The following is a 26,676-nucleotide window of genomic DNA, read 5'->3' as shown; positions in this document are numbered from 1 at the left end:
GGGAGGGTCCGCCCGGCGGCGGACATCCGCACCTCAGGGGCGAGGACGTGTCTGCACGCGCGCGGCCATCTCGTCGGAGGCGAGGACCGCCTCGTCGATGATCTCCCTCGACGCCGGCGCGGTCAGCCAGTCGTGGCTCAACGAGGCGGGGACCAGCAGCGGCATCCGATCGTGCAGATCGACGAGGTGTGCCGGGGCGGGGCGCATCACGATCGAGTAGCACGTGAACCACTCGCCGTCGGCGGTGCGCCCGCGCTGGGTGACCGCGGCCATGCCGAACAGGGTGCCGTCGTCGATGATGAACTCGTTCCACTGGCGAGAGGGCTTCTGCATCTCGTACCAGCTCGTCGCCGGCACGATCGCTCTCGACTTCGCCCCTCCTGGACGCTCCTGAAGGCGTTCGGCGCGGGTGTTGATCGAGGGGAACTTTGCCGGCTCGCCGTTCACGAGGAAGCCCCACCACGCGGGCTCCAGGGTCGGCGCGGCATCGGGCTGCACGACCAGGGGATTGAGGTTGCGCAGGTTCTTGCCCGTGGGACGGACGGTCTCACCCGCATTCTCGCGTGCCCACACCCGCAGGCCCTCGAGTACCGCGTCGTCGGCGGCGGCGAGGAGTTCCGCATCGGTGAATCGGGGATCGAGACCGTAGCTCGCGCACATGCCGTCAGCGTAGCGCCGGGCTCCGACATCCGCAGGGACGGGATCGCCCACGGGCTCGGGTAGGGTCGACAGGTGCCAGAGCCCCGTCTACTTCCCGCCCCGGTGGCACTGGGCGGTGCGGTGGCGATCGGGGTGATGACGGCGATCCAGGCGCGGATCAACGGAGTGCTCGGAGTGCGTGTCGACGATGGGATCGTCGCCGGCTTCGTCTCCTTCTCCGTGGGTCTTCTGGCGCTCGCGGTCGTGATCATCTGTCTCCCCTCGGCCCGACGAGGAGTGGCGAGACTCCGCGACGGCATCCGGCAGCAGACGATCCCGTTCTGGATGCTGCTCGGGGGCGCCTGCGGCGCGCTCACGGTCTCCACCCAGGGACTCACGGCGGGGGTGCTCGGCGTCTCGCTGTTCACCGTCGGCGTGGTGGCCGGGCAGACGGTGCACGGCCTCGTGCTCGATCGGATCGGCTTCGGTCCGGCAGGCGTCGTCGCGGTCACTCCCGGTCGGGTCCTCGGCGGTCTGCTCGCGCTCGCGGCGGTCGGCATCTCGCTCTCCGGCGATGTGCTCGCCTCCGCACCGCTGTGGATGCTGCTGCTGCCGTTCGCAGCGGGCGTCGGCATCGCGTGGCAGGCGGCGACCAACGGGCGGCTGGCGCAGCGCGCGCGCTCGCCGCTGGCCGCGACGCTGATGAGCTTCATCGCCGGCACCGTGGTCCTCGCGCTCGCGTCGGGCGTGAGCATCGCGTTCCGCGGCGCACCTGCTGCGCTGCCGGGGGAGCCCTGGCTCTACTTCGGAGGTTTCCTGGGCGCCGCCTACATCCTGCTCGGCACCTTCATCGTGGCCCAGACGGGTGTGCTGCTGATGGGCCTGGGATCGGTGCTCGGGCAGCTGGTCACGTCGGTCGTGATCGACCTCCTGTGGCCACCGGCGGCGGGACCCGCGCTCTGGCAGGTGCTCGCGATGGTCGTGGTCGCCGTCGGGTCGGTCGTCGTGGCCGTGCCGTGGCGGCGTCGACGCTGAGGCGCTACTTCTTCTTCTTCTTCGCCTTCTCGGTGCTCGCCGCGGGCAGGCGCGTGACGAGCTTGCGGGCATCGACGCTCTTGCGCCGGCCGGGCTTCTTGCCTTCGGGCTTGCCACCCACGTAGAGCCAGCCGAGGAGCTCCTCGTTCTTGCCGAGCCCGTGGGCCTTGGCCACCGCCTTGGCACGCGTGTAGTGGCCCGTGCGCCAGATGACGCCCCACCCGGCCTCGTCGAGCAGAAGACTCAGCACGTGCGCGACACCGGACGCGACCGCCTCCTGCTCCCACCGGGGCACCTTCTCGCTCTTGCGGTAGCTCGCGACGACGGCGATGAGCAGCGGAGCGCGAAGCGGCTTCGACGAGGGGGAGGAATCTCCCTGGGCCTTCGCGATCGCCGCGCCCAGCACCTCGCGATCCGCGCCGCGAAGCTCGATCAGCCGCCAGGGCCGCAGCGATGAGTGGTCGGCGACGCGGCCTGCCGCAGCGACGAACGTCAGCAGCTCCTCGCGGGTCGGCGCGGTGTCTTCGACCTTCGACCAGGACTGCCGTGCCCGGACGGCGTCGAGGGCGCTCACGACGCGTCGGGGGTGAAGTTCAGTGCGATCGAGTTCATGCAGTAGCGGTCGCCCGTCGGAGTTCCGAACCCGTCGGGGAACACGTGGCCGAGGTGCGACCCGCAGTTGGCGCAGCGCACCTCGGTGCGCACCATCCCGAGGCTGTCGTCTTCGATGAGCTCGACCGCATCGGGGCGGATCGACTCGTAGAAGCTGGGCCATCCGCATCCGGAGTCGAACTTCGTGCCGCTCTTGAAGAGCTCGGCGTTGCAGGCGCCGCACGTGTAGAGGCCCGCACGCTCCTCATCGAGCAGCTCACCGGTCCAGGCCCGTTCGGTCGCGGCCTGCCGCAGCACGGCGTACTGCTCCTCGCCGAGCTCTTCGCGCCATTCGTCTTCGGTCTTGTCCACGCTGTACGACATGTGTCCTCCTGAGTCGTCTCCATTCTCCCCCGCGCGGCGAGGTCTCGGGTGCTCCGGGTCAGAATGGACGGATGACGGATGCTGTGCAGGAGCGCTATGCACGATTCGCCCGTGACGAGGCGCCCGGTCGCAGCGCCCTCTACGCGGCATGGGCCGCCGGAGTCGCCGCTGACGAAGAGGTGCGGGGTGTCCTGCTGCGGATTCCGGAGACGCGGAGGCAACCGCCTCTCGTGTTCGCCGTGACCCGGATGCTCGGCGCCGGACTCGCGGCGTATCCGCAGTGGCGGGAGTTCGTGCTCCGCAACGCCGACGAGGTCGTCGCGGAGTGCGCGAGTCGCAGCCTGCAGACCAATGAGCCGCTCCGCCTCGCCGCGCTGCTTCCCGTGCTGTCCGAGATCGACGGCCCGATCGCGTTGCTCGAGGTCGGAGCCTCTGCGGGGCTCTGCCTATACCCGGACCGCTACTCGTATCGCTTCCTCGGTGACGACGGCGCGCTCCGAGCCGCGCTCGACCCCCTGGAAGGACCGTCGACAGTCGTGCTGGAGAGCACGGTGACCGGACCTCTGCCCCGGTTGCGTCTTCCGGAGATCGTCTGGAGGGCAGGCATCGATCTGGCTCCGCTGGATGCGGCGGACGAACGGGATCGGAGGTGGCTGCGCGGACTCGTGTGGCCGGGGGAGAGGGGGAGGGAGGAGCGCATCGATGCCGCGCTGAACATCGCGGCATCCGATCCGCCTCTGCTCGTCGCCGGGGATGCTCTGGAGGGTATCGAGGCGCTCGCGGCCGCCGCACCGACCGAGGCGACGCTCGTCATCACGACACCCGGCGTTCTTGTCCACATCCCGCGGGAGCGCAGGAGCGCCCTGGTCGCGCGCATCTCCGCCCTGGACGCGCGCTGGGTCACGATCGATCCGCCCGGTGCCCTGGATGTCTGGGTGCCTCCGGTGGACACGGAAGATTGGCCGGGCTTCGTCGTCGCGATCGACGGGCAGGTGCGTGCGGCCGCGGATCCTCTCGGCGCCTGGTGGGAGTGGCGAACAGCCCTCCCCGCGGAAGCGTCCTAACCTGGACCCATGCTCGGAGATCTCACGGAGCGCGACCGCGCGATCCTCGCGATGGAGGTCGCGTGGCCGCGCCACGGCTCGGCCAAGGAAGAGGTCATCCGTGCCCAGCTGGGGATGAGCGCGGCGCGCTACTACCAGCTCCTCGGGCGACTGATCGAATCGGAAGCCGCTCTGGAGTACGACCCGATGCTGGTGCGGAGACTGCGTCGGATCCGGGATTCCCGTGCCAGGCAGCGCTCGGCCCGGACGCCGGGTTTCGTGGGCTGAACGCACGCACTGACAGCCTTGTGCATCGCATGATCCGCGCCGAGGAACGGATTGCCAGGAAGGTGCCGCTAGCATCGAGGGGTGTCCAAGCCCTCCCGCGATCGCTTCGATGACGTTCCCCGTTCCTCCGGACGTGTAGGAGCGCACCGCGCCGAAGCGCCGGGGATGAACGGCTGGGTCGTGCTGCTGTGGTCCTTCGTCGCCGCGCTCGTGCTCATCATCGGCGGGATCTTCGGGTCCCTCGTGGTGATGGGTCGCGTCTCGCTCTTCCCCGAGGCCGTGCCCACCGCCGTGCCCACCCCGGAGGAGACCGGCGTGGTGGACACCTCGATCTCCGTGCTGATCCTCAACGGCACGCCGGACGAGGGCCTGGACACGCAGATGAGGGATCTGCTCATCAACAACGGGTGGGCGTCGGACATCGTCTTCGCGGGCGACAGCTCCAGCCAGGACTTCCCCGCCACGACGGTCTTCTACCTCAACGACGAGGACGAGCTCGCAGCGATCGGGTTGGCGAACCTCCTCGGCGGCGCAGCCGTGCAGCAGAGCGACTACTACTCCGGTCAGACGGAGGACGGGCAGAAGCAGTTCACCGTGGTGATCGGCCTCGATCGATCGAGCTCGGCGTCCGAGACGCCCGGGGAGACTCCGGCCCCCTGACCCCCGGGTGGATCTCACCTCCGGCGGCTTGCACTCGAAGGTGTCGAGTGCCAGAATGGCGTTAGCACTCTCTCACTCTGAGTGCTAAACCCAACGTCTACGTCCAGGAGGGACGAAAAAACTCATGGCAAAGATCATTGCTTTCGATGAGGAGGCCCGCCGCGGCCTCGAGCGCGGCCTGAACATCCTCGCCGACGCGGTCAAGGTCACCCTCGGCCCGCGCGGCCGCAACGTCGTTCTCGAGAAGAAGTGGGGCGCCCCCACGATCACGAACGACGGCGTCTCCATCGCCAAGGAGATCGAGCTGGACGACCCGTACGAGAAGATCGGCGCGGAGCTCGTCAAGGAGGTCGCCAAGAAGACCGACGACGTCGCAGGTGACGGCACCACGACCGCCACGGTCCTCGCCCAGGCTCTGGTCCGCGAGGGTCTGCGCAACGTCGCAGCCGGCGCCGACCCCATCTCGCTCAAGCGCGGCATCGAGAAGGCCGTCGCTGCGATCACCGAGGAGCTGCTCGCCAGCGCCAAGGAGATCGACTCCAAGGAGCAGATCGCCGCCACGGCCTCGATCTCCGCTGCTGACCCCGCGATCGGCGAGCTCATCGCCGAGGCGATCGACAAGGTCGGCAAGGAGGGCGTCGTCACCGTCGAGGAGTCGCAGACGTTCGGCACCGAGCTCGAGCTCACCGAGGGCATGCGCTTCGACAAGGGTTACCTGAACCCCTACTTCGTCACGGACCCGGAGCGCCAGGAGGCGGTCTTCGAGGACCCGTACATCCTCATCGCGAACCAGAAGGTCTCCAACATCAAGGACCTCCTGCCCATCGTCGACAAGGTGATCCAGGACGGCAAGGAGCTCGTCATCATCGCCGAGGACGTCGAGGGCGAGGCTCTCGCGACGCTCGTGCTGAACAAGCTCAAGGGCATCTTCAAGTCGGTCGCCGTCAAGGCTCCCGGCTTCGGCGACCGCCGCAAGGCGCAGCTGCAGGACATCGCGATCCTCACCGGTGGTCAGGTCATCACCGAAGAGGTCGGCCTCAAGCTCGAGAACGCCACGCTCGACCTGCTCGGTCGTGCACGCAAGGTGATCGTCACCAAGGACGAGACCACCATCGTCGAAGGTGCCGGCGAGGCAGACCAGATCGAGGGTCGCGTCACGCAGATCCGTCGCGAGATCGAGAACACCGACAGCGACTACGACCGCGAGAAGCTCCAGGAGCGCCTGGCGAAGCTCGCCGGTGGCGTCGCCGTCATCAAGGCCGGAGCCGCGACCGAGGTCGAGCTCAAGGAGCGCAAGCACCGCATCGAGGACGCCGTTCGCAACGCGAAGGCAGCCGTCGAGGAGGGCATCGTCCCCGGTGGTGGCGTCGCGCTCATCCAGTCGGGCACCAAGGCCCTCGACTCCCTCTCGCTCTCGGGCGACGAGGCGACCGGTGCGAACATCGTCCGCGTCGCGATCGAGGCTCCGCTCAAGCAGATCGCGCTGAACGCCGGTCTCGAGCCGGGTGTCGTCGCGAACAAGGTCTCCGAGCTCCCCTCGGGCCAGGGCCTCAACGCGGCCACGGGTGAGTACGTCGACATGTTCGCTGCGGGAATCATCGACCCGGCGAAGGTGACCCGCTCGGCGCTGCAGAACGCAGCCTCGATCGCGGCCCTCTTCCTCACCACCGAGGTCGTCGTCGCTGACAAGCCCGAGAAGGCTGCAGCTCCCATGGGTGACCCGTCGGGTGGCATGGACTTCTGATCCAGCTCTCCTGACAGAACGCCCCCGGCTTCGGCCGGGGGCGTTCTGCGTTGATGCCGAGGTGGTGTCACCGGAACAGACTGGCCGAGTACTGATCGGCGTCTGCGTACTGGGTGGCCACCGAGCCGAGAGAGGTGCCGATCGATTCGAGCACCTGCTCCACGTGGACCTGAGCGCCCTGCCACTGCTCCGCGCACGTCTGGAAGGCATTGGACGCCGTCCCCGACCAGGTGGACTGCAGCTGGCGGAGCTGGGCCATCAGGGTCGCGGACTCGCTCTGCAAGCGCTCGATGGTGGCGCGTGTCGCTCCGTGGGCCGCATGGACGGCTTCGGTGTCGACGGTGAAGACAGACATGGGAACTCCTTCTCGTAGGGGTTCCGAGGCTAAGCGGACGTCGCTGCCGTGTGCACCGACGAAGACAGTGAGCTCCGCGTGCTGTGCGCAATCGGTGCGCGGCAGCGGTGGTGCAGGAGCGCAGGCGGTCCGGGCCTGGGCTCAGGGCAGATCGAGCCGTTCCAGAGGCTGCGTGTCCTCGAGGAGATGCGCGGGAGTGGCCTGCGCCGGTGCGAGAGGAAGTGTGACGGTGAACGTCGCGCCGCCACCAGGGGTCTCCGAGACGTCGACGCCGCCGTGCAGCGCCTTCAGGATCGATGCGACGATGGCGAGCCCGAGGCCGGAGCCTCCCGTCTCCCTGGCGCGTGAGGTGTCGGCTCGCCAGAACCGCTCGAAGATCTGCTCCCGGATCTGCGGAGGGATCCCCTCGCCGTGATCGACGATCGCGATGCTTCCGGTTCCCGCGACGCGGTCCGAGTCGACGACGATCTCGATCGGACCGTCTTCCGGGGAGAATCGGCGCGCATTGCCCAGCAGATTGGTGACCACCTGACGGACCTTGTTCTCTTCGCCGAGCACGATCGGCGGTGTGCGCACAGGGAGATCGGTGACCTCTGTGAAGTCGATGGCTGGGGCCTGCTCCTGCGGCCGGGGACGACGGCGAAGGCGCGAGAGCGTGGCGCGCGACAGGCCGCGCGGGGTCGGGGGCTGCGGCGGCTGAAGCGGTGGGATCTCGTGAACGGGGATCACGGTCTTGCTGTCGGCGGTGCGGTCGATCACGGTGACCGTGCGTCCGGGAGCCGCGGCACGCAGATCGAGGGCGGCGTCCCTCGCGATCGGCCGCAGATCGAGCGGCACGATCTCCGGCTCGCGTTCCTCGTCCAACCGGGCGAGAGCGAGGAGGTCCTCCACCAGGACACCCATCCTGATGGCTTCCTTCTCGATGCGCTCCATGGCCCGGGCCGTATCCTCCTCGCCCTTGATCGCGCCCATGCGGTACAGCTCCGCGTAGCCGCGGACACTCACCAGCGGCGTGCGCAGCTCGTGGCTCGCATCGCCGATGAACCGCCGCATGTGCTGCACCGTGCGGTCCCGCTGCGCGAGAGAGCGGTCGACGCGATCGAGCATCGTGTTGATGGCAGTGTTCAACCGCCCGACCTCTGTGGTCGGCTCGAGGTCGGTCAGCCGCTGCCGGAAGTCGCCGGCGGCGATCGACATGGCTGTCGCCTCGACCTGGCCGAGCCTGCGGAACGTCAGGGTCACGAGTCCACGCGTGAGGAGTGCGGCGATCAGGATGGTGATCAGGGCGATCGTGATGTAGATGCCGAAGTACTGGCTGATGATGCGATCGGCAGGCGAGAGGGGCAGGGCCACCAGCTGAATGCGCAGCACTCCGCCCTCCGAGGGGACCACGGCGACGGCGGCATGGAAGCGCTGGCCGTCGGCTCCCTCCATCTCGAGCGGGATCTGGTCGGTGTTCGCCGTCGCTTTCGTGAGGGAGTACTGGGCGGGGAACAGAGGCGCCTGGCCCGCGGTGCCGCGTGCCGTCGCGCGGAGCTCGCCCGTCGCGTCGTAGATCGCGAAGGAGAAGTCCCGAGGCTGCTCGTCGCGGGGGGTGTAGGTGCTGACGCCATCGACCGTCACGGTGTCGAAGTAGCGATCGACCAGGTCACTGGAGACCAGGGCGGGAAGCTGGGCGTCGATGTTCGCGACCAGGGCGTTGCGCAGGATCGGCACCGTGCCGATACCCGCGACGAGCAGGCCGAGGGCGAGCACCGCGACCGTGACGCCGGTGACCTTCGCCCGAAGGCTGATGCGTCGCCACCAGCTGGTGACCGCATCGGGCTTGTGCGCCATGCGGTCCTCCCTCATGCGGCGACTCCGCCGCGGGGCGGCGTCGATGGTGGTGCGGTGGTCGTCAGACCGTCTTGCCGACCTTGAGCATGTAGCCGAAGCCACGCTTGGTCTGGATCAACGACTCTTCGGTGTGCGGATCGATCTTGCGGCGGAGGTAGGAGATGTAGCTCTCCACGATGCCGGCGTCGCCGTTGAAGTCGTACTCCCAGACGTGGTCGAGGATCTGGGCCTTCGACAGCACGCGGTTCGGGTTGAGCATCAGGTAGCGGAGCAGCTTGAACTCCGTCGGGCTCAACTCGATCGGCTCCTTGCCGACGTGGACGTCGTGCGTGTCCTGATCCATGGAGAGCTCACCGGCGCGGATGATCGACTCCTCGTCGGCCTGCATCGTGCGGCGGAGGATCGCCTGGGCTCTGGCGACGATCTCGTCGAGGCTGAACGGCTTGGTGACGTAGTCGTCGCCACCCGCGTTGAGGCCTTCGATCTTGTCGTCGGTGCCGTCCTTCGCCGTCAGGAACAGGATCGGGGCGGTGAAACCCGCGCCGCGGAGGCGCTTGGTCACGCTGAACCCGTTCATGTCGGGCAGCATGACATCCAGGATGATGAGGTCTGGCTCCTCTTCGAGGACGGCCGAGATCGTGGCGGCGCCGTTGGCGACCGTCTTCACCTGGAATCCGGCGAAGCTGAGACCCGTGGAGAGCAGGTCGCGGATGTTGGGTTCGTCATCGACGACCAGGATGCGCGGAGCAGTCATGTCCCCATTATGGTGACTCCGGCCATGTGGATGCTGACTATTGTGCGGAACGGCGTGGAGTCGCCCCCTTCGGGCGAGCCGGGCGCGCGGCAAGTGGACGGCGGGAGCCGAGATCGTCCCACGGTCGGATGCGGCGCACAGCTGCGCACGGGAGGATCGAGGTATGAGCTTGAACGAGGACGCCACCCCCGCCCCCGGAAACACCGTCGCACAGGCCGGACTGCCCGGTGTCGAGCAGCTCGCCTACCACCGGCTGGCACGCCTGCGGCCGCGGTATCGCTGGTGGCGCATGCTGCTGACCGGGCTCGTCGGCATCGCCCTCTACGTCGCGATCCTGCTGATCGTGATCGTGCCACTGGCCATCGTGTCGATGCTCGTCCCGGGGTGGGGTGTCGACGCGCAGGTGCTCCTCACGACGTCGCAGTATTTCGACCTCGACCGCCCGTGGCTGCTCGTGGCGCTGGTGCTGCCGCTGATCCTGATGATCCCCGCCCTGCTGCTGGCCTCGCGGATCGTCGAGGGACGCGGGGTCGGTCTGCTGTCGTCCGTCACCGGGCGTCTGCGGATGGGATGGCTCGGCAGGAGTCTGCTGTTGGCGCTCGCGGTGTTCGTCGTCTACTTCGCCGTCGTGCTGGGGTGGTCGGCGCTCACCGGCGACGCGGTGACCGCCGACTTCTCGCACCCGGGGCTGTGGATCATGGTGCTGCTCGTGCTGCTGCTGATCCCCTTCCAGGCCGCGGCCGAGGAGTACGTGTTCCGTGGGTATCTGATGCAGCTGGTCGGGGGATGGCTGCGTCATCCCGCCTTCGCCATCCTCCTGCCCGTGCCACTGTTCGTGCTCGGTCACGGCTACGACATCTGGGGCGCGGCCAGCGTGGGCATGTTCGCGATCGTCGCGGCCTGGCTGACCTGGCGCACGGGTGGACTCGAGGCGGCGATCTCGCTGCACATCGTCAACAACGTGCTCATCTTCCTGCTCGGATCCGTCACCTTGGTCGACGCCAACGCGACCTCCGGCACGGCTGTCGACCTTCTCGCGTCAGCGCTGGCCATGGTCGTCTACGCCCTGCTCGCCGACTGTTGGGCGGCGAGGCTCGGGATCGCACGCACGGCGCGGGCCGCATCGCCCACCGTGGGGGCGACCGGTACCCATCACCTCGGCCTCGCCCTGCAGGGACGTTCCGCCCGAGCGTGATCTTCCGCGGTCAGGCGGCGATCGCGTCCGAGTCCATGATCGTGTAGCTGTATCCCTGCTCGGCCAGGAAACGCTGGCGGTTCTGGGCGTAGTCCTGATCGATCGTGTCGCGGGCGACGAGGGTGTAGAAGCTCGCGGTGTGCCCCGACTGCTTCGGGCGCAGCAGGCGACCCAGTCGCTGGGCCTCCTCCTGACGTGATCCGAAGGAGCCGGACACCTGGATCGCGACCGAGGCCTCAGGGAGGTCGATCGAGAAGTTCGCCACCTTGGAGACCACGAGGAGCGAGATGTCGCCTTCGCGGAAGGCGCGGTAGAGCTCTTCGCGCTCGTCGATGGGGGTCGCGCCGGTGATCTGCGGCGCGTTCAGAGCCTCGGACAGCGACTCGAGCTGATCGAGATACTGTCCGATCACGAGGATGCGCTCGCCCTCGTGCTTGGCGATGAGTTCACGCACCGCCTGGACCTTCGCCGGGGCGGAGGCCGCCAGGCGATAGCGTTCGTCGTCGGTCGCCGCGGCGTATTCGAGCCGGTCGCTCGGCGGCAGATCGACGCGCACCTCGTAGCACGCGGCGGGGGAGATGAAGCCCTGCGCCTCGATCTGCTTCCAGGGAGCGTCGAAGCGCTTGGGGCCGATCAGGCTGAAGACGTCGCCCTCGCGTCCGTCCTCGCGCACGAGGGTGGCGGTGAGGCCGATGCGTCGACGCGCCTGCAGGTCGGCGGTGAGCTTGAACACCGGAGCCGGCAGCAGGTGCACCTCGTCGTACACGATGAGGCCCCAGTCGAGGGCATCGAGCAGCGCCAGGTGCGCGTACTCGCCCTTACGCTTCGCGGTCAGGATCTGGTAGGTCGCGATCGTGACGGGCTTGACCTCTTTGGCCTGACCCGAGTACTCGCCGATCTCCTCGGGAGTGAGGCTGGTGCGCTTGAGCAGCTCGTCGCGCCACTGGCGGGCCGAGACGGTGTTGGTGACGAGGATCAACGTGGTGGTCTTGGTCGCGGCCATCGCGCCGGCGCCCACGATCGTCTTGCCGGCGCCACAGGGGAGCACGACGACGCCCGAGCCGTCCTTCGAGAAAGCATCGACGGCATCCTGCTGGTAGGGGCGGATGTGCCAGCCGTCCTCGGCGAGGTCGATCTCGTGCGGTGTCCCCGGGGTGTACCCGGCGAGGTCTTCGGCGGGCCAGCCGATCTTCAGCAGCTCCTGCTTGATCTGCCCGCGAGCCCAGGCATCGACGACGAACGTCTCAGGCGTCGGGTGGCCGATGAGCAGCGGCTGGATGCGCTTGTTGTTCGCGACCTGCGCCAGCACGGCGGGATCGGAGGAGCGCAGGATCAGGGTTCCCTCGTCGTCGCGTTCGATGACCAGCCGCCCGTAGCGGTTCACCGTCTCGCGCAGGTCGACGGACACGGAAGGCGGCACGGGGAAGCGCGACCAGCGATCGAGCGTCTCGAGCATGTCTTCGGCGGTGTGCCCTGCGGCTCTGGCGTTCCACAGCCCCAGACGCGTGATCCGGTAGGTGTGGATGTGCTCGGGGGCGCGTTCCAGCTCGGCGAAGATCGCCAGCTCGTGGCGGGCGCTCTCGGCGTCGGCGTGGGCGACTTCGAGCAGCACGGTGCGATCGCTCTGGACGATCAGTGGGCCATCAGACATAGCTCACCAGTTTAGCGGTCGAGACAGGTGCAGGGCCCTACGGCGCGACGATCGTCGCTGTGAGGATGCTCGACACGGGGAGGGTCCGCTCCACGTCGGCCGCCCGGTCTCGTCCGCGGAGTCTGCCGCCGCCGATCCCTGTCGCTTCCAGGAGGAGTTCCCTGGTCGATCCGTCCGGCATCCCGACCGTGACTTGGAGGACGGACTTCGCGCGCACGGCCGCCTCGAGCTCGCGGTCGAGCCAAGCGGCATCGGCATCCGGTCCCTGATGCGAGCGCAACCGGGTGATGAGCGGCATCAGGTCGATCGAGTCCCCGGTCGATGCCGACGACGGGGGCGCCGGATGCCGCTCGCGGACGAGCAGGGCGCCGTCGGGGCCGACGAGCGTCGCCGGATATCGCGCATCGGTGAGCGCCCAGTACACCGTGTCCCGGCCGACGCGGGTGGTCAGGGCGTCGAGGTGCGCGGTGAGGGCGAGCGGGCGCAGGGACTGATCCACCGCCATCGCCTGGATGAGGTGCGAGTCGGAGCTCTCGATCCGCGTGCGGCCGGTCTCGTCATCGGTCGAGACGCGGACCAGTCCGTGTCGCTGGGCGGTCTGGGCGATCAGGTAGCTGAGGGGCTGAGGGAGACCCGTGAGGGAGACGGAGGAGAGGAAATCGAGGATCGACTGCTCGGTCTCGCCTGCGACGAACGCGTGCGCCACCGACTCGGAGGTGAAGCGGTAGGACGACGCCTGGGCTGCGGACTCCCGGGCCGCGATCGTGCGCAGTCGTACGTCGAGCGCCGGCTCCAGCGGACCCGGTGCGATCGCCGTCAGATCGTTCTGCAAGAAGATGCGGTCGACCTCGGTCGGCAGCAGGCGCACGAGAGCTTCCGGGTCGGCGGCATCCCCGCGACGCAGGCTCACGGCCCACTCGGGCTCGGTTGCGTCCTCGGCGATCAGACCGAGCAGCGAAGCCGCTTCCTGCAGGGTGCGCGAACGCTCGGCCCAGGCGGGATCCCACGGGTGTGCGAACGGCCATACCTCGGGCGGGATCCATCCGCCGGTCTCGGAGCGGACTCCGCGTGGCAGCGCGTCGCGGAACGCGGTCGCAAGTACCGCCCATCGATCGGCAGCGGACGAGCGCAGCCAGTCCTCCGCCGACTGGCTCGATCGCAGCCGCCGGTCTGCGGAGACGGCGAGCCCGGACTGGAGCGCGATGGCGGCGAGGGTGTCGACGATCTCGGCGGGGACGCCGGCTTCGGTGAGCTGACGCTTCTCGCCGGCGCTGACGCCACCGCCCGTGAGCAGGGCGAACGGGCTCTCCCTCGCGATCATCAGAAGGTCGGCGAGCACGGCCACGGTCGTGAAGGCGCGCTCGGCCGCGTGCGCTGCGGCAGCCTCGGACGAGGCCGGTGCCGGTGCTTCGGCGGGCGGTCCGGAGGCGGTGCGCCCGGCGATCGCGGCGACCACCGGGGGATAGGGCGTGCCGTCGGGACGGAGCAGCGCGAGCGCTTTCAGTTGCTCCGTCTCGCGTCCGGCGTCCTTTCCGGCGGCGGCGGAGACCAGCGCGCTCGCCTCGGATGCCGTGAGCGTGGGGAGCACACGCGTCAGCGATGCCGGATCGAGCAGTGCCTCAGCGGCATCGAAGAAGTCCTGCCACGGCGCATCCGCTCGCACGCCCCGTGCGCGGAAGAGGTGGCGGAGGTCGTCATCGCTCGCTGCCGCCAGCCAATCCGCCAGCGGTCGCGCGTGAGTGCTCATGGCCGATGCCTCAGGAACGCGAAGACGCGCGTCCCTTCCGGATGAAGCTCATGGTCAGGAGCGTGATGATCATGAGGAAGGCGACCGGCAACCCCCAGTAGGGGATCGCGGCGACGACGGGCCAGATGCCCTCGCCGAACGCGGCCTGGTCCATCCCGAGCGCGGTGCCGATGATGATCGCGAAGAAGCACACCACGGACGCCGCGGCGATTCCGAGCGCGGTGAACGCCAGGATACGATCCAGCCGGCGGATGGGAACCTCCGGTTCGGAATTCTGCGTGCTCATCCGCCTCAGCCTACTCGCACTGAGGCCTTCGGCTGCGCGAGCGCCACGACCGGTAGGCTGGGGGCACGCGCACGAGCGCGTCCACTGTTCTGCATATCGATCTCAGCGAGGTTCTCCCATGCCCACCGGCAAGGTCAGGTTCTACGACGAAGACAAGGGTTTCGGCTTCATCGCCAGCGATGACGGCCAGGACGTCTTCCTGCACGCCTCCGCGATGCCCACCGGCACCGCGGTGAAGGCCGGTGCACGCGTGGAGTTCGGCGTCGCCGACGGCAAGCGCGGACTCCAGGCGCTGTCCGTGCGTGTGCTCGAGGCACCGCCCAGCCTCTCGAAGGCCAAGCGCAAGCCTGCAGACGATATGGCCATCATCGTCGAGGATCTCGTGAAGCTCCTCGACGGCATCGGCGGGGATCTGCGCCGCGGGCGCTACCCCTCTTCCGGACAGGGCCGCAAGATCGCGGCCGTCCTGCGCAAGGTCGCTGATGACCTCGACGCCTGACGCCGACGCGCGTCTCATCGCCGCCCACGACCTCGCGCTGGCCGCGCTGGCCGAGATCACCCCGGCGTCCACGGTCGGCCCCGCCGCCGGATACCTCGCCGAGGAAGACGGCTCGGTCTCGCTGCGCTTCCAGAACCGACTCCCCGGCTACCCGGGGTGGTTCTGGACCGTGACCGTCGCCCGCGTCGAGGGCGAGGAGCCTACGGTCCTCGAGATCGAACTCCTGCCCGGCGACGGCGCGCTGCTCGCGCCGGAGTGGGTCCCCTGGGCCGAGAGGCTGGCCGAGTACCGCGCCCATCAGGTCGAGCTCGCCGAGGCGGCCGCTGCTGCCGGCGGCGACGTGGCGATCGGCGACGATGCGTTGGCCGACGATGGTCTCGACGACGACGACCTCGATGACGACGACCTCGACGACGGCGAAGCGGACATCCTGCACGCCGGCGATCTGGACGGCGTGGACATCGACGAACTCGACGACGGCGCCGCCGAAGACGAAGAGTCGGAAGACGACGACGCCGACGCCCTCGATGAGGACGCCGGCGAGGTCGACGAGGAGGAGTGACTCCAGGCGCTCAGGCGCCCAGGTTCTCCAGCACGTACTCGATCGATCGGGTCAGCTGACGCACGTCATCCGGCTCGATCGAGACGAACGTGGCCACGCGCAGCTGGTTTCGCCCGAGCTTGCGATAGGGCTCCGTGTCGACGATCCCGTTCGCGCGGAGCGTCTTCGCGATCGCCGCGGCATCGATGCTGTCGTCGAAGTCGATCGTGGCGACCACGGGTGAGCGGTGTGCGGCTTCCGTGACGAACGGCGTCGCGACGGAGGAGGCCTCGGCCCAGTCGTACAGAACCGAAGACGACTCGGCGGTGCGCGCCGCCGCCCAGGCGAGGCCGCCGTTGTCGAGGATCCAGCGCAGCTGGCTGTCGAGCAGGTGCAGGGTCGTCAGTGCCGGGGTGTTCAACGTCTGGTTGAGCCGCGAGTTGTCGACCGCGTTCTTCAGGCTCAGGAACTCGGGGATGTAGCGACCCGACGCGGCGATGCGATCGATGCGCTCGATCGCGGCCGGCGAGACCGCGGCGAACCACAGGCCACCGTCGGAGCCGAGGTTCTTCTGCGGTGCGAAGTAGTACACGTCGGCCTGTGCGGCATCGAAGTCGATACCTCCCGCCGCGCTCGTGGCGTCGATGACGGTCAGTGCGCCATCGACGGCGATGCGCTGGATCGGTGCGGCGACGCCGGTCGAGGTCTCGTTGTGCGGCCAGGCGTACACGTCGACGCCTTCCACGACCTCGGCGACGGTCAGCGAGCCGGGCTCGGCCTTGCGCACGTCGGGCGCCTCGAGCCAAGGCGCGGCGGCGGAGGCGGCGAACTTGCCGCCGAACTCGCCGAACACGAGGTTCTGGCTGCGGCGTTCGATGAGGCCGAAAGCTGCCGCGTCCCAGAACGCGGTCGATCCGCCGTTGCCGAGGATGATCTCGTATCCCTCGGGAATGCGGAACAGGGCGGCGAGCTGCTCGCGGACGCTGCCGACGAGGTTCTTCACCGGCGCCTGACGATGCGATGTCCCCAGGATCGTCGACCCCGAAGAGACCAGTGCCTCGAGCTGCGCAGGGCGCACTTTCGAGGGACCGCAGCCGAAGCGGCCGTCGATGGGCAGGAGGTCACGGGGAATCTCGATCGCCATGGGTCGATTCTAGGGGGCGCTCGACCTGTCGCAGGACCGCTCGAGAGTCCGATGTCCGCCGGGGAATGTAGGCTTGCCTAAGAACCTCGGAGGGCCTGCACATGACCGACCTGATCGACACCACGGAGATGTATCTCCGCACCATCCTCGAACTCGAGGAGGAGAACATCGTGCCGCTGCGCGCGCGCATCTCCGAACGTCTCGGCCACTCCGGTCCGACCGTGTCGCAGACCGTCGGCCGCATGGAGCGCGACGGTCTCGTCATCGTCTCCGAGGACCGCACTCTCGAGCTCACAGACGCGGGGCGCAACAAGGCCGTCAACGTCATGCGCAAGCATCGGCTCGCCGAGCGTCTGCTGTCCGACGTCATCGGACTCGACTGGGCGTTCGTGCATGAAGAGGCCTGCCGCTGGGAGCACGTCATGAGCGAGCAGGTCGAACGCCGCCTCGTCGAGCTGCTCGGACATCCCACCGAGTCGCCGTACGGCAATCCGATCCCCGGGCTCGACCAGCTCGGAGACGTTCCCGCGCGCACGTTCGACGAGGGCGTCATCGGACTCGTGCAGCGTCTGAACGCCGCGGGTGCACCCGTCGAGGGCACGGTCCGTCGTCTCGCCGAGCCGGCTCAGGTCGATCCCGAGCTGCTCGAGCAGTTGCGTGACGCGGGTGTCGTTCCCGGCGCCCACGGAGACTTCCGCTTCAGCGAGGGCTACGTGCTCATCCAGATGGACGGCAAAGACGAGGGGCTCGAGCTCCCGGTGGAGCTGGCATCGCACATCTTCCTGGTCGGCGAACCGGCCTGATCCCGCGAGAAATCCGGGACCGTCGCCAGCGCAGCGGCGGGGCGCCGGAGGCTTCTGCGGTGATTGTCAGATTCCCGGGGTGACATGATCGTTATCTTCCGGTAACCTCGGACAGGTCGCCAGCGAAGAAGCCCGCTGGAGATGAACCCGCGAAGATTGCCTTCCAGGCTCGTCGTCTTCACGGCAGGAACGCACAAAGTACCCGAGCTACATTCGTGCCACGAGAGCAGAGTGCCGACGAGCCAGCGCTGACCCGAACAGCGCGAGGGCCCAGGAGGACCAAGTTTTGGCCGCAGACATCGAACCGCCCGCGAAGAAGACATCTGAAGACCGAGTACCCGCCCGCCGATCCGGTGCGCGCATGAGTGCTCGCAAGGCCGTCAAGCCACTCCGATCCATCGCCATCTTCGGAGCCGTCGGTGCACTGGTCGCCGGAATCGCGCTGCCCGCCTTCGCCTCGACGAAGCCGAGCGAAGCCGCGCCGACGACTGTTCAGCAGCTCGCGGCCGTCGACGCGCAGTCTCTCGTCGTCGCTTCGCAGGCCACTGCGGCACCCCTCGCTCGCGGAACCTTCAGCGCGACCACCCCCGAGGAGATCGAGAAGAAGAAGGCAGAAGAGGCGGCCGCAGCACGTGCAGCCGCCGCCGCTTCCACCGCAGGGACTGCCTCCTCCCGCTTCAACACCGCGGGCTACGCGCTCACCTCGCCGGGTTCCGGTGAGGTGCGCTATCCGCTTCCCATGGGTTCGTGGAACGTCAGCCGCACGGTGGGCGGTGGGCACAACGGCGCCGACATGCTCGCCCCGGCCGGTACGCCGATCTATGCGGCCGCCGCCGGCGTCGTCCGTGCTTCCGCAGAGAGCATCGGCGGTTACGGCGTTGCCGTGATGCTCGACAGTGTCGTCGGTGGGCAGCGTGTGCAGACCACCTACGGCCACATGATCTACGGCTCGCGTCAGGTGCAGGTGGGGCAGACGGTCTCCGCCGGGCAGCTGATCGGCTACGTCGGCAGCACCGGCCGCTCGACCGCCAACCACCTCCACTTCGAGGTCTGGATCAACGGCGGACTCGTGGAGCCCATGTCCTGGCTCTCGGTCAACGCCGGCTGATTTCCGGACACGCCTCACTCCATTCACCCGCTGTTTCGCCCTGCACCCAGCGCGATGGGTTAGCCTGATCCCGTTGTCGTACAGGTGGGAGAGGCTGATGGAGCGAATACCGAGCATCCGAACCATGGATGCCCTCGGTCGTCACGTCCTTCTGCATAGCCCGCAGGGATGCCACGGCGTTGCCGTGCGCGAAAGGCGCTGTCTCTAGACGGCGCCTTTTTTCGTCCCCGCGATCGATCTGCCTCCTGCACGACCTCGTGTGAGTCGAGAGTGCCGGGAAGCCGTCCCGGCGGATCGAGAGGATGACGAATGCGCACACTGGTCCTGAATGCCGGATACGAGCCGCTGGCGATCGTGTCGTTCAAACGAGCCTTGGTGCTGGTGATGAACGACAAGGCGACCGTGATCGAACGGGTCGAGGAAGACCCCGTCTGGGGCACGCACGGCGTCTACGATCGCCCGGCGGTCATCATCCTGGCCCGTTACGTGCGGGTCCCGACGAGCAGGCGTGTGCCCGTCACCCGGCGCGGTGTGCTCCGCCGCGACAACCACCGCTGCGGATACTGCGGGAAGGCGGCATCGACGATCGATCACGTGCTGCCGCGCTCGCGCGGGGGAGCGGACTCCTGGGAGAACCTCGTCGCGTGCTGCCTGCGCTGCAACAACGTCAAGAGTGATCGCACGCCGCAGGAGATGCGCTGGCAGCTGCGCTTCACCCCTCGACCGCCGCACGGCACCGCCTGGACCGTGCGCGGAACCGAACGCAGCGACCCGCGATGGGAGCCGTACCTCGCTCTGGCCGCCTGACGCCGCGGACCCGCTGACGAGGGCCTGAGACGACGAAGAGGGGCCACCCTTTCGGGCGGCCCCTCTTCTCTTCGACGTCGTGCCCGCGACAGGATTCGAACCTGCGACCTGCCCTTTAGGAGAGGGCTGCTCTATCCCCTGAGCTACGTGGGCGTGCATCCAGTCTAAGCGACCGGATGCACGCCGCCACGTCTCAGTCCTTCCCGCGCCGCCACAGCTTCGACGGCCACCAGATCGCCTTGCCGATGTCGTAGGTCAGCGCCGGGACCAGCAGCGAACGCACGACGAAGGTGTCCAGGAGCACACCGAAGGCGACGATGAAGGCGAGTTGCACCAGGAACAGGATCGGGATCACCGACAGCGCGGCGAAGGTCGCGGCGAGCACGAGACCCGCCGAGGTGATCACGCCGCCGGTGATCGAGAGACCACGCAGGATGCCCTCCCGCGTCCCATGCGCCTTCGACTCCTCGCGCACTCGCGTCATCAGGAAGATGTTGTAGTCGATGCCGAGCGCGACGAGGAAGACGAAACCGAAGAGAGGAACTGCGGGATCGGCACCGGGGAAGGCGAAGATGCCGTTGAAGACGAGCGCCGACACCCCCATCGCCGTGCCGAAGGACAGCACCGTGGTGAGGATCAGCAGCACGGGCGCGAGGACAGAGCGCAACAGCAGCATCAGGATGAACATGATCACCACGAGGATGACGGGAATGATGAGGTTCCGGTCGTGGATCGAGGCGTCGTTGGTGTCGATCGAGGTCGCCGTGACTCCTCCCACCAGGGCATCCACGCCGTCGAGTTCGCCGCGAAGCTCGCGCACCGTGGAGGCTGCGGCCTCGGAGTCCGCCGCATCGGTCAGAGTGCCCTGCAGGAGCACGTCGCCCTTCACCGTGGACGGCTCGGGGACCGGCGTTCCGGGAGGGCCCACGGCCGTGATCCCGTCTGCGGTCACAGGGGCCGAGCCGCTCGGGGAGTCGGCGGAGGTCACGGAGACCGCGTCGACGCCGTCGTTCGCGAGCAGGATGTCAGCGGCGTCCTGCAGCTGGTCCTCGGCGACGACGACGTAGACCGGACTGCCGGATCCGCCGGGGAAGTGCTCGCCGAGCGCCACCTGGCCATCGCGCGCTTCCGATGCACCGAGGACCAGGTCGGACTGCGGCACGCCGTCCACATCGAGCTGGGTGACTCCCGCCGCTCCCGCGAGCAGGACGAGCGTGGTCACGATCCAGATCACGCGCGGACGGCGCTTGATGAAGCCGGCGAGTCGCGCCCACAGACCCGTGGTGCGCATGCCGTGCTCTGCGGCGACGACCTCCGGCTCGAAGCGCGGGCGTCGCGGCCAGAAGACGGCGCGTCCGAAGAGCAGCAGCAGCGACGGCAGCAGCGTCAGGGCGGAGAGCATCGCGAACACGATGCCGATCGCCGCGACCGGCCCGAGCGTGCTGTTGGACTTCAGATCGCTGAGCAGCAGGCACAGGAGCCCTGCGATCACCGTGCCGCCAGATGCGACGATCGGCTCGACCGAGCCCTTCCACGCCGCCATGATCGCGGTGCCCTTGTCCTGTGAGACGCGCAGCTCTTCTCGGAAGCGCGCGACCAGCAGCAGGGCGTAGTCGGTGGCGGCGCCGATCACCAGGATGAAGAGGATTCCCTGCGTCTGGCCGCTGAGCAGCAGGATCTCGAACTTCGCGAGCCACCACACCACGAGCAGCGCGACGCAGAGGGCGAAGAGGCTGGTGGACAGCACGACCAACGGGAGGAGGAACGAGCGATACACCAGCACCAGGATGACCAGCACGGCGAGGAGCGCGACGCCCAGGAGTAGGCCGTCGATACCGGCGAAGCCCGCCACCAGGTCGGCACTGAACCCCGCGGGTCCCGTGATGTAGACCGTGATCCCGTCAGGGACCGCAGCGCGCAGCTCTTCCCCGAGAGCGCTCGTCGCGTCCGCGAGCTCGGCGTCGGAGTCGATCGGGATGAAGGCCTGCACCGCGCGGCCGTCATCCGAGGGGAGCGCGGGAGAGACGTCTTCGCCGACGCCCTCGACCTTCGGCGCGTCCGCGACGGCGCCGGAGATCGCGTCGAGCTCGGCAGCGGTGAGCTTCTCGTCGGAGGTGAACACGGCGATGGCCGGGATCGAGTCGCTGTCGTTGAACTCGCCCAGCAGCTTCTGCACCTGGGTCGCATCCGCGGACTCGGGGAGGTAGGTGGTCTGCTCGTTGGAGGAGACCTCGTCGACCTTGCCGAACAGGGGTCCGCCGAGCGATGCGCCCACCAGCCACACGAGGATCAGGGCCACGGGGAGGAAGACGCGCACCCAGGAGTGTCGTCGTGAACGCTCCCTCATGGACGGGGTCGGCGTCGGTTCGCGGCGGGACATCGGGTTCCTTTCGGGTGTGCTGCGGGTCAGGAGATCCACGCGAGGATGAGGATCATCGTGGCGAGGAAACCGGCGAAGTAGTTCAGGGCGATGAAACGTCGCCAGGCGCGGTTCGTGGAGCCGGAGGTCTCATCGGTCACGTTCCACCACCGAGCCGCGTTCACGACGTAGGGCAGAGCCAGGGCCGCGGCGAGCGGGCCCGGCCAGGGCGTCAGCAGCATGGCTGCGCCCGCGATCACCCACAGGGAGAGGGACAGGCGTACGGTCGCGCGCGCTCCGATGACGGTGGCGATCGACGAGATCCCGGCCTCCCGATCGGGCCCGATGTCCTGCACGGCACCGAAGGCGTGTGCGGCCATGCCCCAGAGGAAGAAGGCGCTGAGCGTGATGACCGTGGCGGCGGTCGCCGGCGCCCCGGCGAGGGCGAGGCCGACGATGGCAGGACTCACGAAGTGCGTGCTCGAGGTGATGGAATCGAGGAACGGGCGCTCTTTGAAGCGCAGGACGGGGGCGGAGTAGGCGATCACGGCGAACACGCTGACCGCCAGCCAGAGCCAGGACGCCGGATTCCCGACGATCACGAGGTAGACGAGGAAGGGGATGTTCGTCACCGCCGCCGCCCAGAGCGTCGTCCGGTGCATGCGGGGTGCGAGGAGGGCCCCCTCGATCCCGCCCTTGCGGGGGTTCGCGAGGTCGGAGGCGTAGTCGAAGACGTCGTTGATCCCGTACATCGCGAGGTTGTAGGGGATGAGGAAGTACAGCGTGCCGATCACCAGCGTCAGATCGATCTCGCGTGTGCTGAGCAGATACGCGGCGGCGAACGGGAAGGCCGTGTTGATCCAGCTGATCGGACGCGACGACAGCACGATCTGGGCGATGTCGCGTCCGATGCTGTTCGACGGGGCTGCGGCAGTGCTCATCGTCGTTCCTCCTGTTCGAGCGTTCGACGATCCTGCACTCGCCGCCGGGCGCGCATCGCCGTCCACAGGGCCGGAAGGAGCAGCGCGCCCGCCAGGGGGTACGCGAAGTCCTCGATGGGAGCCAGTCCGATGTGCACCCCGAGCAGCGGGTCCTGCGCGTAGTGGAAGAGGCCGCTTGCGATCATCGCGGTGTCGAAGGCCGCGGTGAGCAGGAACAGCACGATCACGGTCAGCACGACGGCGAGCGGTCGCGGGCCCTTTCCGCGGGATGCGAGCGCGAGCCCGATGCCGCCGAGGACGGCGACGGCGACGAAGCACGCGGAGAGCTGGATGTAGGTCATGACCCGCCGCCTTCCGCCTGCTCGCGGCGCCGTGTCAGCACCCGTTCTGCTCCGGTGTAGATGATCATGGTGCACACCACGAGGAACAGCAGGAAGATCGGTTCCTCGAGGGGCAGCTCCGGCGCGAGCACCAATCCCGTCGCGATCATGCCGTCGCCCCGGAAGAAGATCCCATTGGCGATGCCGGCGACATCCCAGATCAGGAAGAAGACGAGACCGACGGCCGTCACCACCGCAGCCGATACCGCATCGCGCCAGAAGAAGAGTCGAAATCGCCAGTCCAGCAGCAGCATGCAGCCCAGCGACAGGAGAAGGGCCGCCAGGTACACCACGCCCATCAGGACGCCTCTGTCCCCGCAGGTGAGGTGCGGGGGACGGGGAGCGGACCGGGGGAGTGATCGCCGCGGATGCGCTTGAGGACGATCTCCGCACTGATCAGGCACATCGGGACACCGACACCCGGCGCGGTGGTGGCACCCGCGTATAACAGACCCTGCACGCGCTTCGACGTGTTCTGAGCACGGAACATCGCGCTCTGCGAGAGGATGTGCGCGGGCCCCAGCATGCCGCCGTGCCAGGAGTGGTAGTCGTCGCGGAAGTCGGCGGGACCCTTCGTCTCGCGCACCACGATGCGGTCGCGGAGATCGGGGATCCCGGCCCAGGTCGCGACCTGATCGATCGCCGCGTCCGCTGCGCGTTCGATCGCGGGTGATCCCTCTCCGTCGGGTCCACCGTGTCCGAGATCGACGTCCGCGGGTACGGGGATCAACACGAACAGGTTCTCGTGATCGGCGGGCGCGACCTCGGGGTCCGTGGCACTGGGGCGGCACACGTAGATCGACGCCGGGTCCGGCACGGTCGGGGCGGCCCCGAAGATCGCGTCGAAGTTCGCGTCCCAGTCGTCGGTGAAGAACAGGGAGTGGTGCGGGAGCTCGGGGAGCGCGCCGCGCACGCCGAGCATCACGAGCACGCCGCCCGGTCCGCTGGTGCGTCGCGCCCACCACGACTCGGGGTAGGTCTGCAGCGAGGGCGGGAGCAGAGTGGTCTCGGTGTGGTGAAGGTCGGCCGCGGAGACCACCACATCGGCGCTCTCGATGTGCGAGGAGCCGGCGCCGTCGACCCAGCCGACACCCGTCACACGGGTGCCGTCGGCGCCGTCCTGCGTGCGGATTCCGGTGACGTTCGCCTCGGTGATGATCCGTACCCCCGCGTCGAGGGCCAGCGCTTCGATCCGCTCGATCACACGCCAGAAACCGCCCTGCGGATAGCTGACGCCCTGGTCGAGATCGAGCGCGCTCATGAGGTGGTACATCGCCGGCGCGCTTCGGGGGTCGGTTCCGAGGAACACCGCGGGGTAGCCGAGGATCTGGCGCACCACGGGGTGCGTGAAGCGTCGGGCAGCGAAGGACTGCAGCCGCGTTCCGAGCAGGGTGGCGAGGCGAGGCAGCGCCCGGAGCACCTCTGGTGCGAGGAGCGAGCGCATGCGGGTGAACGGGTTGTAGAGGAAGTACTTCTGCGCCATCGCTCCGGCATGCTGCGCGGAGTCGAGGTAGGAGTCGAGCTCCGCTGTGGAGCCGGGCTCCAGTTCTTCGAAGAGCCGGGTGACCTGCTCGCGTCCGGCGGGCACCGTCACGGGGGAGCGGTCGGCATCCGTCGCGTCCGGGGCGCGGAACACCCGGTAGCCGGGGTCGAGGCGGATGAGGTCGAGCTGCTCCGCGGTCGAGGTGCCCATCATCGCGAAGAAGTGGTCGAAGACCTCGGGCATGAGGTACCACGAGGGGCCGGAGTCGAAGCGGAAGCCGTCGCGCTCGATCGTCCCCGCGCGTCCGCCGACGCGGTCGTTCTTCTCGAGCACGACCACCTCGTGCCCGTCCCGAGCGAGCAGGCCCGCTGTCGCGAGACCGGCGACTCCTGCGCCGATGACCACGACCCGGCTCATCGGTCGCGCTCCATCGCGGTGGTGAGGACGGCGCGGGTGGCGAGTGCGGCCTTGATCGGATCGGGAACGCGCACGCGGCGTCGGTAGAGGACGTCGGCAGGTGTCTGGGACACACGTCGGGTGAGCGCGGCGAACAGAGCCAGGGCGCTGCGCACCGCCGCACGGGCGTCCTTCGGCAGCAGCGGGATCGTGTCGCGGGCGTCGGACAGCTGCCGGAACACGGTCGCAACCCATGCGTCCCGATCGGCATCCGTCAGACGCGCGGTCCCACCGAGGTAGCCGCGGTGGAGTCGGTCGGTGTCGTCTGCGAGGTCTCGGAGGAAGTTCACGTTCTGGAACGCCGCACCGAGCTGGCGTGCACCGTGGCGCAGGGTCTCGAGCTCTTCGGGCGTGCGCTCGACCCCGCGCAGGAAGACCTGCAGACACATGAGACCCACGACTTCGGCGGAGCCGTAGACGTACGCCGCATGGGCGTCGATGTCGTAGGCGGCGAAGCCGGCGTCCTCCTCGATGTCCGCGCGCATCGAATCGAAGAACGGCTGTGTCAGGTCCTCGCCGATCCCGCACTCCCGTGCGGTACGCGCGAACGCATGCAGGATCAGGTCGCTGCTGTAGCCGCTGCGCATCGATCGATGAGTCTCGGCGATGTAGGAATCGAGGGCGGCCGATTGCGCGGCGACGTCCAGCCCTGCCTCGGCGGCCACGCCGTCGACGATCTCATCGGCGATGCGCACCATGGCATAGATGTTGCGTACGTGCTGGCGATGGCGCTTTCCGAGAAGACGGGTGGCGAGCCCGAACGACGTCGAATAGGTGCGGATCACATCGGTCGTCGCGATCTCCGCCGTGCGGTTGAAGCGACGAAGGGCGGTGTCGTCCCTGTGACCGGCCGAGTTCGCGGTCATCGGCTGCGGCTTCCGACTCGGGACGCGAGTGCGCGGATGGCATCCCCGGCCGCTGCCGGGAGCAGCCCGGCGGCCTCCGCCTCGCGCAGTGCGGCGTCCGCCGACTCGAGGTGCTCCCGCACCAGGCCTCGCACGAAGCTCTCCGAGCCGCATTCGCGCAGTCGATCGCGGGCAGCTGCTCCGTCCGTGGGACTGAGGTCGGCTCTGCCGAAGTGCAGCTCGATCCCGTCCCACTGGCTGGTCATACGCGCGTAGGCGATGATCGCGGTCTCCTTGCCCTCCCGCAGATCGGAGAACGGGTCCTTGCCGTGCTCATCGGGGTCGCCGAACACGGAGAGCAGATCGTCCTGCAGCTGATAGGCGAGTCCGAGGTGCCGGCCGATCACGGCGAGGTGATCTTCTGCCGCGGTCGACGAGCCGACGAGCACCGCGGCCGCCCGCAGCGGGAGCACGAAGGAGTACGTCGAGGTCTTGTACGCGCTCGTGGAGAGTATCGTCCGCAGATCGGGGGTGATGATGCCGTCGCTGAGTGCCACATCGGCGTGCTCACCGGCGACGGTCTCGAAGATCGTCTCCTCGAGCAGGCCGAGCAGACGCTCGCGGGCCTCGTCCGTGACGCCCGCGCGCGCGAATCCCAGCACCGCCGACGACAGCAGCAGGTCCCCGAGGAGGATCGCGCTCGAGCGCGCCCAGTGGAGGGCGGGTTCGGTCGGGCCCGCCGGGCGTCCTGCGACGAGCGCACCGATCAGATTGGGGCGCCGCCGCCGCATCAGATCGCCGTCGATGACGTCGTCGTGCAGGAGGAAGGCGAAGTGGAGGAGCTCGACATGGGCCGCGACATCGATGGCGGAGCGCATCTCGTCGGCGGTCAGAGGGGCGGGTGCCAAAGCACGCGCGAGGTCCAGGAGCAGACGCGGGCGGATGAGCTTTCCACCGAGAGCGTGCTCCTCAGCCGCCTGCCACAGTCCGACGAACTCGCTCCCGTACCGTTCGGCGGCGGCGCTCCGCTCGGAGAAGCGGTGTCGCAGAGCCTGCTCGATCCGTGTCCCCAGCGATTCTTCCGTCGTCGTCGTGCTCATCT

Annotated in this window: 28 protein-coding genes and 1 tRNA gene; 11 read left to right on the top strand and 18 right to left on the bottom strand. The window is 68.5% G+C overall.

Translation table 11 applies throughout. The annotated features are described in order from the left end of the window. Positions 1-33: 33 nt before the first annotated feature. Complete coding sequence (locus tag ASD13_RS01845) at positions 34-660, bottom strand: SOS response-associated peptidase family protein (RefSeq protein WP_055866798.1); 627 nt, start codon at positions 658-660, stop codon at positions 34-36. Between the two features lie 102 nt (positions 661-762). Between ASD13_RS01845 and ASD13_RS01840 the strand changes: the two genes are divergently transcribed. Further along, a complete protein-coding gene (locus tag ASD13_RS01840; RefSeq protein ID WP_055865186.1) occupies positions 763-1,674 on the top strand; it encodes a DMT family transporter in 912 nt (303 codons plus the stop codon). Between the two features lie 4 nt (positions 1,675-1,678). Here the strand turns inward: ASD13_RS01840 and ASD13_RS01835 are convergent, their stop codons facing one another. Next, complete coding sequence (locus ASD13_RS01835; protein ID WP_055865183.1) at positions 1,679-2,248, bottom strand: nitroreductase family protein; 570 nt, start codon at positions 2,246-2,248, stop codon at positions 1,679-1,681. Next, positions 2,245-2,649 (bottom strand): peptide-methionine (R)-S-oxide reductase MsrB, encoded by a 405-nt coding sequence (gene msrB / locus ASD13_RS01830; RefSeq protein ID WP_017828933.1) that lies wholly within the window; start codon positions 2,647-2,649, stop codon positions 2,245-2,247. Before msrB ends, ASD13_RS01835 begins: the two co-directional genes overlap by 4 nt. Before the next feature lie 71 nt (positions 2,650-2,720). Here msrB and ASD13_RS01825 point away from each other — a divergent pair, with 71 nt between their 5' ends. The 4 genes from ASD13_RS01825 (at position 2,721) to groL (ending at position 6,384) form a co-directional block, all read left to right on the top strand. Next, on the top strand, positions 2,721-3,713 hold the full coding sequence (locus ASD13_RS01825; protein ID WP_055865182.1) for a DUF2332 domain-containing protein: 993 nt from the start codon (positions 2,721-2,723) through the stop codon (positions 3,711-3,713). A 9-nt stretch (positions 3,714-3,722) separates the two neighbouring features. Continuing rightward, positions 3,723-3,980 (top strand): DUF3263 domain-containing protein, encoded by a 258-nt coding sequence (locus ASD13_RS01820; RefSeq protein WP_017828931.1) that lies wholly within the window; start codon positions 3,723-3,725, stop codon positions 3,978-3,980. 81 nt (positions 3,981-4,061) lie between these two features. After that, on the top strand, positions 4,062-4,640 hold the full coding sequence (locus ASD13_RS01815; protein ID WP_229778816.1) for a LytR C-terminal domain-containing protein: 579 nt from the start codon (positions 4,062-4,064) through the stop codon (positions 4,638-4,640). A 124-nt stretch (positions 4,641-4,764) separates the two neighbouring features. Beyond that, positions 4,765-6,384: a chaperonin GroEL gene (groL, locus tag ASD13_RS01810; RefSeq protein WP_017828929.1), complete on the top strand. Its 1,620-nt coding sequence runs from the start codon at positions 4,765-4,767 to the stop codon at positions 6,382-6,384. A gap of 67 nt (positions 6,385-6,451) precedes the next feature. Here the strand turns inward: groL and ASD13_RS01805 are convergent, their stop codons facing one another. The 3 genes from ASD13_RS01805 to ASD13_RS01795 form a co-directional block, all read right to left on the bottom strand. Beyond that, positions 6,452-6,739, bottom strand: a complete 288-nt coding sequence (locus ASD13_RS01805; RefSeq protein ID WP_055865175.1) for a WXG100 family type VII secretion target — start codon at positions 6,737-6,739, stop codon at positions 6,452-6,454. A 141-nt stretch (positions 6,740-6,880) separates the two neighbouring features. Further along, positions 6,881-8,575 (bottom strand): sensor histidine kinase, encoded by a 1,695-nt coding sequence (locus tag ASD13_RS01800; RefSeq protein ID WP_082524257.1) that lies wholly within the window; start codon positions 8,573-8,575, stop codon positions 6,881-6,883. A gap of 61 nt (positions 8,576-8,636) precedes the next feature. After that, complete coding sequence (locus ASD13_RS01795; protein WP_017828926.1) at positions 8,637-9,329, bottom strand: response regulator transcription factor; 693 nt, start codon at positions 9,327-9,329, stop codon at positions 8,637-8,639. A gap of 163 nt (positions 9,330-9,492) precedes the next feature. Between ASD13_RS01795 and ASD13_RS01790 the strand changes: the two genes are divergently transcribed. Further along, entirely contained in the window at positions 9,493-10,524 is a 1,032-nt protein-coding gene (locus ASD13_RS01790; RefSeq protein WP_055865167.1) for a CPBP family intramembrane glutamic endopeptidase, read from the top strand. Between the two features lie 10 nt (positions 10,525-10,534). Here the strand turns inward: ASD13_RS01790 and ASD13_RS01785 are convergent, their stop codons facing one another. From ASD13_RS01785 to ASD13_RS01775, 3 genes are read right to left on the bottom strand one after another with little or no spacing between them, the layout of a single operon-like run. After that, the gene (locus ASD13_RS01785; RefSeq protein ID WP_017828924.1) at positions 10,535-12,175 is read right to left on the bottom strand and encodes a DNA repair helicase XPB; all 1,641 of its coding nucleotides are present in this window, start codon (positions 12,173-12,175) and stop codon (positions 10,535-10,537) included. A gap of 37 nt (positions 12,176-12,212) precedes the next feature. Then, entirely contained in the window at positions 12,213-13,922 is a 1,710-nt protein-coding gene (locus tag ASD13_RS01780) for a helicase-associated domain-containing protein (protein WP_055865164.1), read from the bottom strand. Between the two features lie 10 nt (positions 13,923-13,932). Then, a complete protein-coding gene (locus ASD13_RS01775) occupies positions 13,933-14,208 on the bottom strand; it encodes a hypothetical protein (RefSeq protein ID WP_017828922.1) in 276 nt (91 codons plus the stop codon). Positions 14,209-14,326: 118 nt separating this feature from the next. On the opposite strand from ASD13_RS01775, the gene ASD13_RS01770 reads away from it, so the two are divergent. Together ASD13_RS01770 and ASD13_RS01765 are read left to right on the top strand one after the other, a co-directional pair. Then, entirely contained in the window at positions 14,327-14,707 is a 381-nt protein-coding gene (locus tag ASD13_RS01770) for a cold-shock protein (protein WP_017828921.1), read from the top strand. Continuing rightward, positions 14,691-15,269: a DUF3027 domain-containing protein gene (locus ASD13_RS01765; protein WP_055865161.1), complete on the top strand. Its 579-nt coding sequence runs from the start codon at positions 14,691-14,693 to the stop codon at positions 15,267-15,269. Before ASD13_RS01770 ends, ASD13_RS01765 begins: the two co-directional genes overlap by 17 nt. A 10-nt stretch (positions 15,270-15,279) precedes the next feature. On the opposite strand, the gene serC is transcribed toward ASD13_RS01765, so the two are convergent. After that, positions 15,280-16,392, bottom strand: a complete 1,113-nt coding sequence (serC, locus tag ASD13_RS01760; protein ID WP_055865158.1) for a phosphoserine transaminase — start codon at positions 16,390-16,392, stop codon at positions 15,280-15,282. Between the two features lie 101 nt (positions 16,393-16,493). Between serC and ASD13_RS01755 the strand changes: the two genes are divergently transcribed. The 3 genes from ASD13_RS01755 (at position 16,494) to ASD13_RS01745 (ending at position 19,110) form a co-directional block, all read left to right on the top strand. Further along, positions 16,494-17,195, top strand: coding sequence for a metal-dependent transcriptional regulator (locus ASD13_RS01755; RefSeq protein ID WP_055865154.1), 702 nt, complete (start codon positions 16,494-16,496; stop codon positions 17,193-17,195). Between the two features lie 361 nt (positions 17,196-17,556). Next, the gene (locus ASD13_RS01750) at positions 17,557-18,303 is read left to right on the top strand and encodes a M23 family metallopeptidase (RefSeq protein ID WP_055866793.1); all 747 of its coding nucleotides are present in this window, start codon (positions 17,557-17,559) and stop codon (positions 18,301-18,303) included. Between the two features lie 309 nt (positions 18,304-18,612). Continuing rightward, on the top strand, positions 18,613-19,110 hold the full coding sequence (locus ASD13_RS01745) for an HNH endonuclease (RefSeq protein WP_029258662.1): 498 nt from the start codon (positions 18,613-18,615) through the stop codon (positions 19,108-19,110). A gap of 80 nt (positions 19,111-19,190) precedes the next feature. Here ASD13_RS01745 and ASD13_RS01740 read toward each other — a convergent pair. From ASD13_RS01740 to ASD13_RS01705, 8 genes are all read right to left on the bottom strand, one after another. Continuing rightward, positions 19,191-19,263: transfer RNA gene (locus tag ASD13_RS01740), tRNA-Arg, on the bottom strand. Between the two features lie 40 nt (positions 19,264-19,303). Further along, complete coding sequence (locus ASD13_RS01735) at positions 19,304-21,490, bottom strand: MMPL family transporter (protein ID WP_055865151.1); 2,187 nt, start codon at positions 21,488-21,490, stop codon at positions 19,304-19,306. A 26-nt stretch (positions 21,491-21,516) separates the two neighbouring features. Next, positions 21,517-22,410: a prenyltransferase gene (locus ASD13_RS01730; protein WP_055865149.1), complete on the bottom strand. Its 894-nt coding sequence runs from the start codon at positions 22,408-22,410 to the stop codon at positions 21,517-21,519. After that, entirely contained in the window at positions 22,407-22,751 is a 345-nt protein-coding gene (locus ASD13_RS01725; protein WP_055865146.1) for a lycopene cyclase domain-containing protein, read from the bottom strand. The genes ASD13_RS01730 and ASD13_RS01725 overlap by 4 nt, the downstream gene beginning before the upstream one ends. Beyond that, entirely contained in the window at positions 22,748-23,089 is a 342-nt protein-coding gene (locus tag ASD13_RS01720; RefSeq protein WP_055865142.1) for a lycopene cyclase domain-containing protein, read from the bottom strand. The genes ASD13_RS01725 and ASD13_RS01720 overlap by 4 nt, the downstream gene beginning before the upstream one ends. Next, complete coding sequence (gene crtI, locus ASD13_RS01715; RefSeq protein WP_055865141.1) at positions 23,089-24,690, bottom strand: phytoene desaturase family protein; 1,602 nt, start codon at positions 24,688-24,690, stop codon at positions 23,089-23,091. The genes ASD13_RS01720 and crtI overlap by 1 nt, the downstream gene beginning before the upstream one ends. Then, positions 24,687-25,595, bottom strand: coding sequence for a phytoene/squalene synthase family protein (locus tag ASD13_RS01710; protein WP_055865136.1), 909 nt, complete (start codon positions 25,593-25,595; stop codon positions 24,687-24,689). Before ASD13_RS01710 ends, crtI begins: the two co-directional genes overlap by 4 nt. Further along, positions 25,592-26,674, bottom strand: coding sequence for a polyprenyl synthetase family protein (locus ASD13_RS01705; RefSeq protein ID WP_055865133.1), 1,083 nt, complete (start codon positions 26,672-26,674; stop codon positions 25,592-25,594). The genes ASD13_RS01710 and ASD13_RS01705 overlap by 4 nt, the downstream gene beginning before the upstream one ends. Between the last annotated feature and the right edge of the window lie 2 nt (positions 26,675-26,676).

Source organism: Microbacterium sp. Root1433D1, from assembly GCF_001426835.1.
Taxonomy (GTDB): Bacteria; Actinomycetota; Actinomycetes; order Actinomycetales; family Microbacteriaceae; genus Microbacterium; species Microbacterium maritypicum.
This window is presented reverse-complemented; position numbering and strand designations above follow the sequence as displayed.

Coding starts and splice junctions, on each gene's coding strand:
- ASD13_RS01845 (WP_055866798.1), bottom strand. CDS start 660: ATGTGCGCGAGCTACGGTCTCGATCCCCGATTCACCGATGCGGAACTC.
- msrB (WP_017828933.1), bottom strand. CDS start 2,649: ATGTCGTACAGCGTGGACAAGACCGAAGACGAATGGCGCGAAGAGCTC.
- ASD13_RS01825 (WP_055865182.1), top strand. CDS start 2,721: ATGACGGATGCTGTGCAGGAGCGCTATGCACGATTCGCCCGTGACGAG.
- ASD13_RS01820 (WP_017828931.1), top strand. CDS start 3,723: ATGCTCGGAGATCTCACGGAGCGCGACCGCGCGATCCTCGCGATGGAG.
- groL (WP_017828929.1), top strand. CDS start 4,765: ATGGCAAAGATCATTGCTTTCGATGAGGAGGCCCGCCGCGGCCTCGAG.
- ASD13_RS01805 (WP_055865175.1), bottom strand. CDS start 6,739: ATGTCTGTCTTCACCGTCGACACCGAAGCCGTCCATGCGGCCCACGGA.
- ASD13_RS01800 (WP_082524257.1), bottom strand. CDS start 8,575: ATGGCGCACAAGCCCGATGCGGTCACCAGCTGGTGGCGACGCATCAGC.
- ASD13_RS01795 (WP_017828926.1), bottom strand. CDS start 9,329: ATGACTGCTCCGCGCATCCTGGTCGTCGATGACGAACCCAACATCCGC.
- ASD13_RS01790 (WP_055865167.1), top strand. CDS start 9,493: ATGAGCTTGAACGAGGACGCCACCCCCGCCCCCGGAAACACCGTCGCA.
- ASD13_RS01785 (WP_017828924.1), bottom strand. CDS start 12,175: ATGTCTGATGGCCCACTGATCGTCCAGAGCGATCGCACCGTGCTGCTC.
- ASD13_RS01780 (WP_055865164.1), bottom strand. CDS start 13,922: ATGAGCACTCACGCGCGACCGCTGGCGGATTGGCTGGCGGCAGCGAGC.
- ASD13_RS01775 (WP_017828922.1), bottom strand. CDS start 14,208: ATGAGCACGCAGAATTCCGAACCGGAGGTTCCCATCCGCCGGCTGGAT.
- ASD13_RS01770 (WP_017828921.1), top strand. CDS start 14,327: ATGCCCACCGGCAAGGTCAGGTTCTACGACGAAGACAAGGGTTTCGGC.
- ASD13_RS01765 (WP_055865161.1), top strand. CDS start 14,691: ATGACCTCGACGCCTGACGCCGACGCGCGTCTCATCGCCGCCCACGAC.
- serC (WP_055865158.1), bottom strand. CDS start 16,392: ATGGCGATCGAGATTCCCCGTGACCTCCTGCCCATCGACGGCCGCTTC.
- ASD13_RS01755 (WP_055865154.1), top strand. CDS start 16,494: ATGACCGACCTGATCGACACCACGGAGATGTATCTCCGCACCATCCTC.
- ASD13_RS01750 (WP_055866793.1), top strand. CDS start 17,557: ATGAGTGCTCGCAAGGCCGTCAAGCCACTCCGATCCATCGCCATCTTC.
- ASD13_RS01745 (WP_029258662.1), top strand. CDS start 18,613: ATGCGCACACTGGTCCTGAATGCCGGATACGAGCCGCTGGCGATCGTG.
- ASD13_RS01735 (WP_055865151.1), bottom strand. CDS start 21,490: ATGTCCCGCCGCGAACCGACGCCGACCCCGTCCATGAGGGAGCGTTCA.
- ASD13_RS01730 (WP_055865149.1), bottom strand. CDS start 22,410: ATGAGCACTGCCGCAGCCCCGTCGAACAGCATCGGACGCGACATCGCC.
- ASD13_RS01725 (WP_055865146.1), bottom strand. CDS start 22,751: ATGACCTACATCCAGCTCTCCGCGTGCTTCGTCGCCGTCGCCGTCCTC.
- ASD13_RS01720 (WP_055865142.1), bottom strand. CDS start 23,089: ATGGGCGTGGTGTACCTGGCGGCCCTTCTCCTGTCGCTGGGCTGCATG.
- crtI (WP_055865141.1), bottom strand. CDS start 24,690: ATGAGCCGGGTCGTGGTCATCGGCGCAGGAGTCGCCGGTCTCGCGACA.
- ASD13_RS01710 (WP_055865136.1), bottom strand. CDS start 25,595: ATGACCGCGAACTCGGCCGGTCACAGGGACGACACCGCCCTTCGTCGC.
- ASD13_RS01705 (WP_055865133.1), bottom strand. CDS start 26,674: ATGAGCACGACGACGACGGAAGAATCGCTGGGGACACGGATCGAGCAG.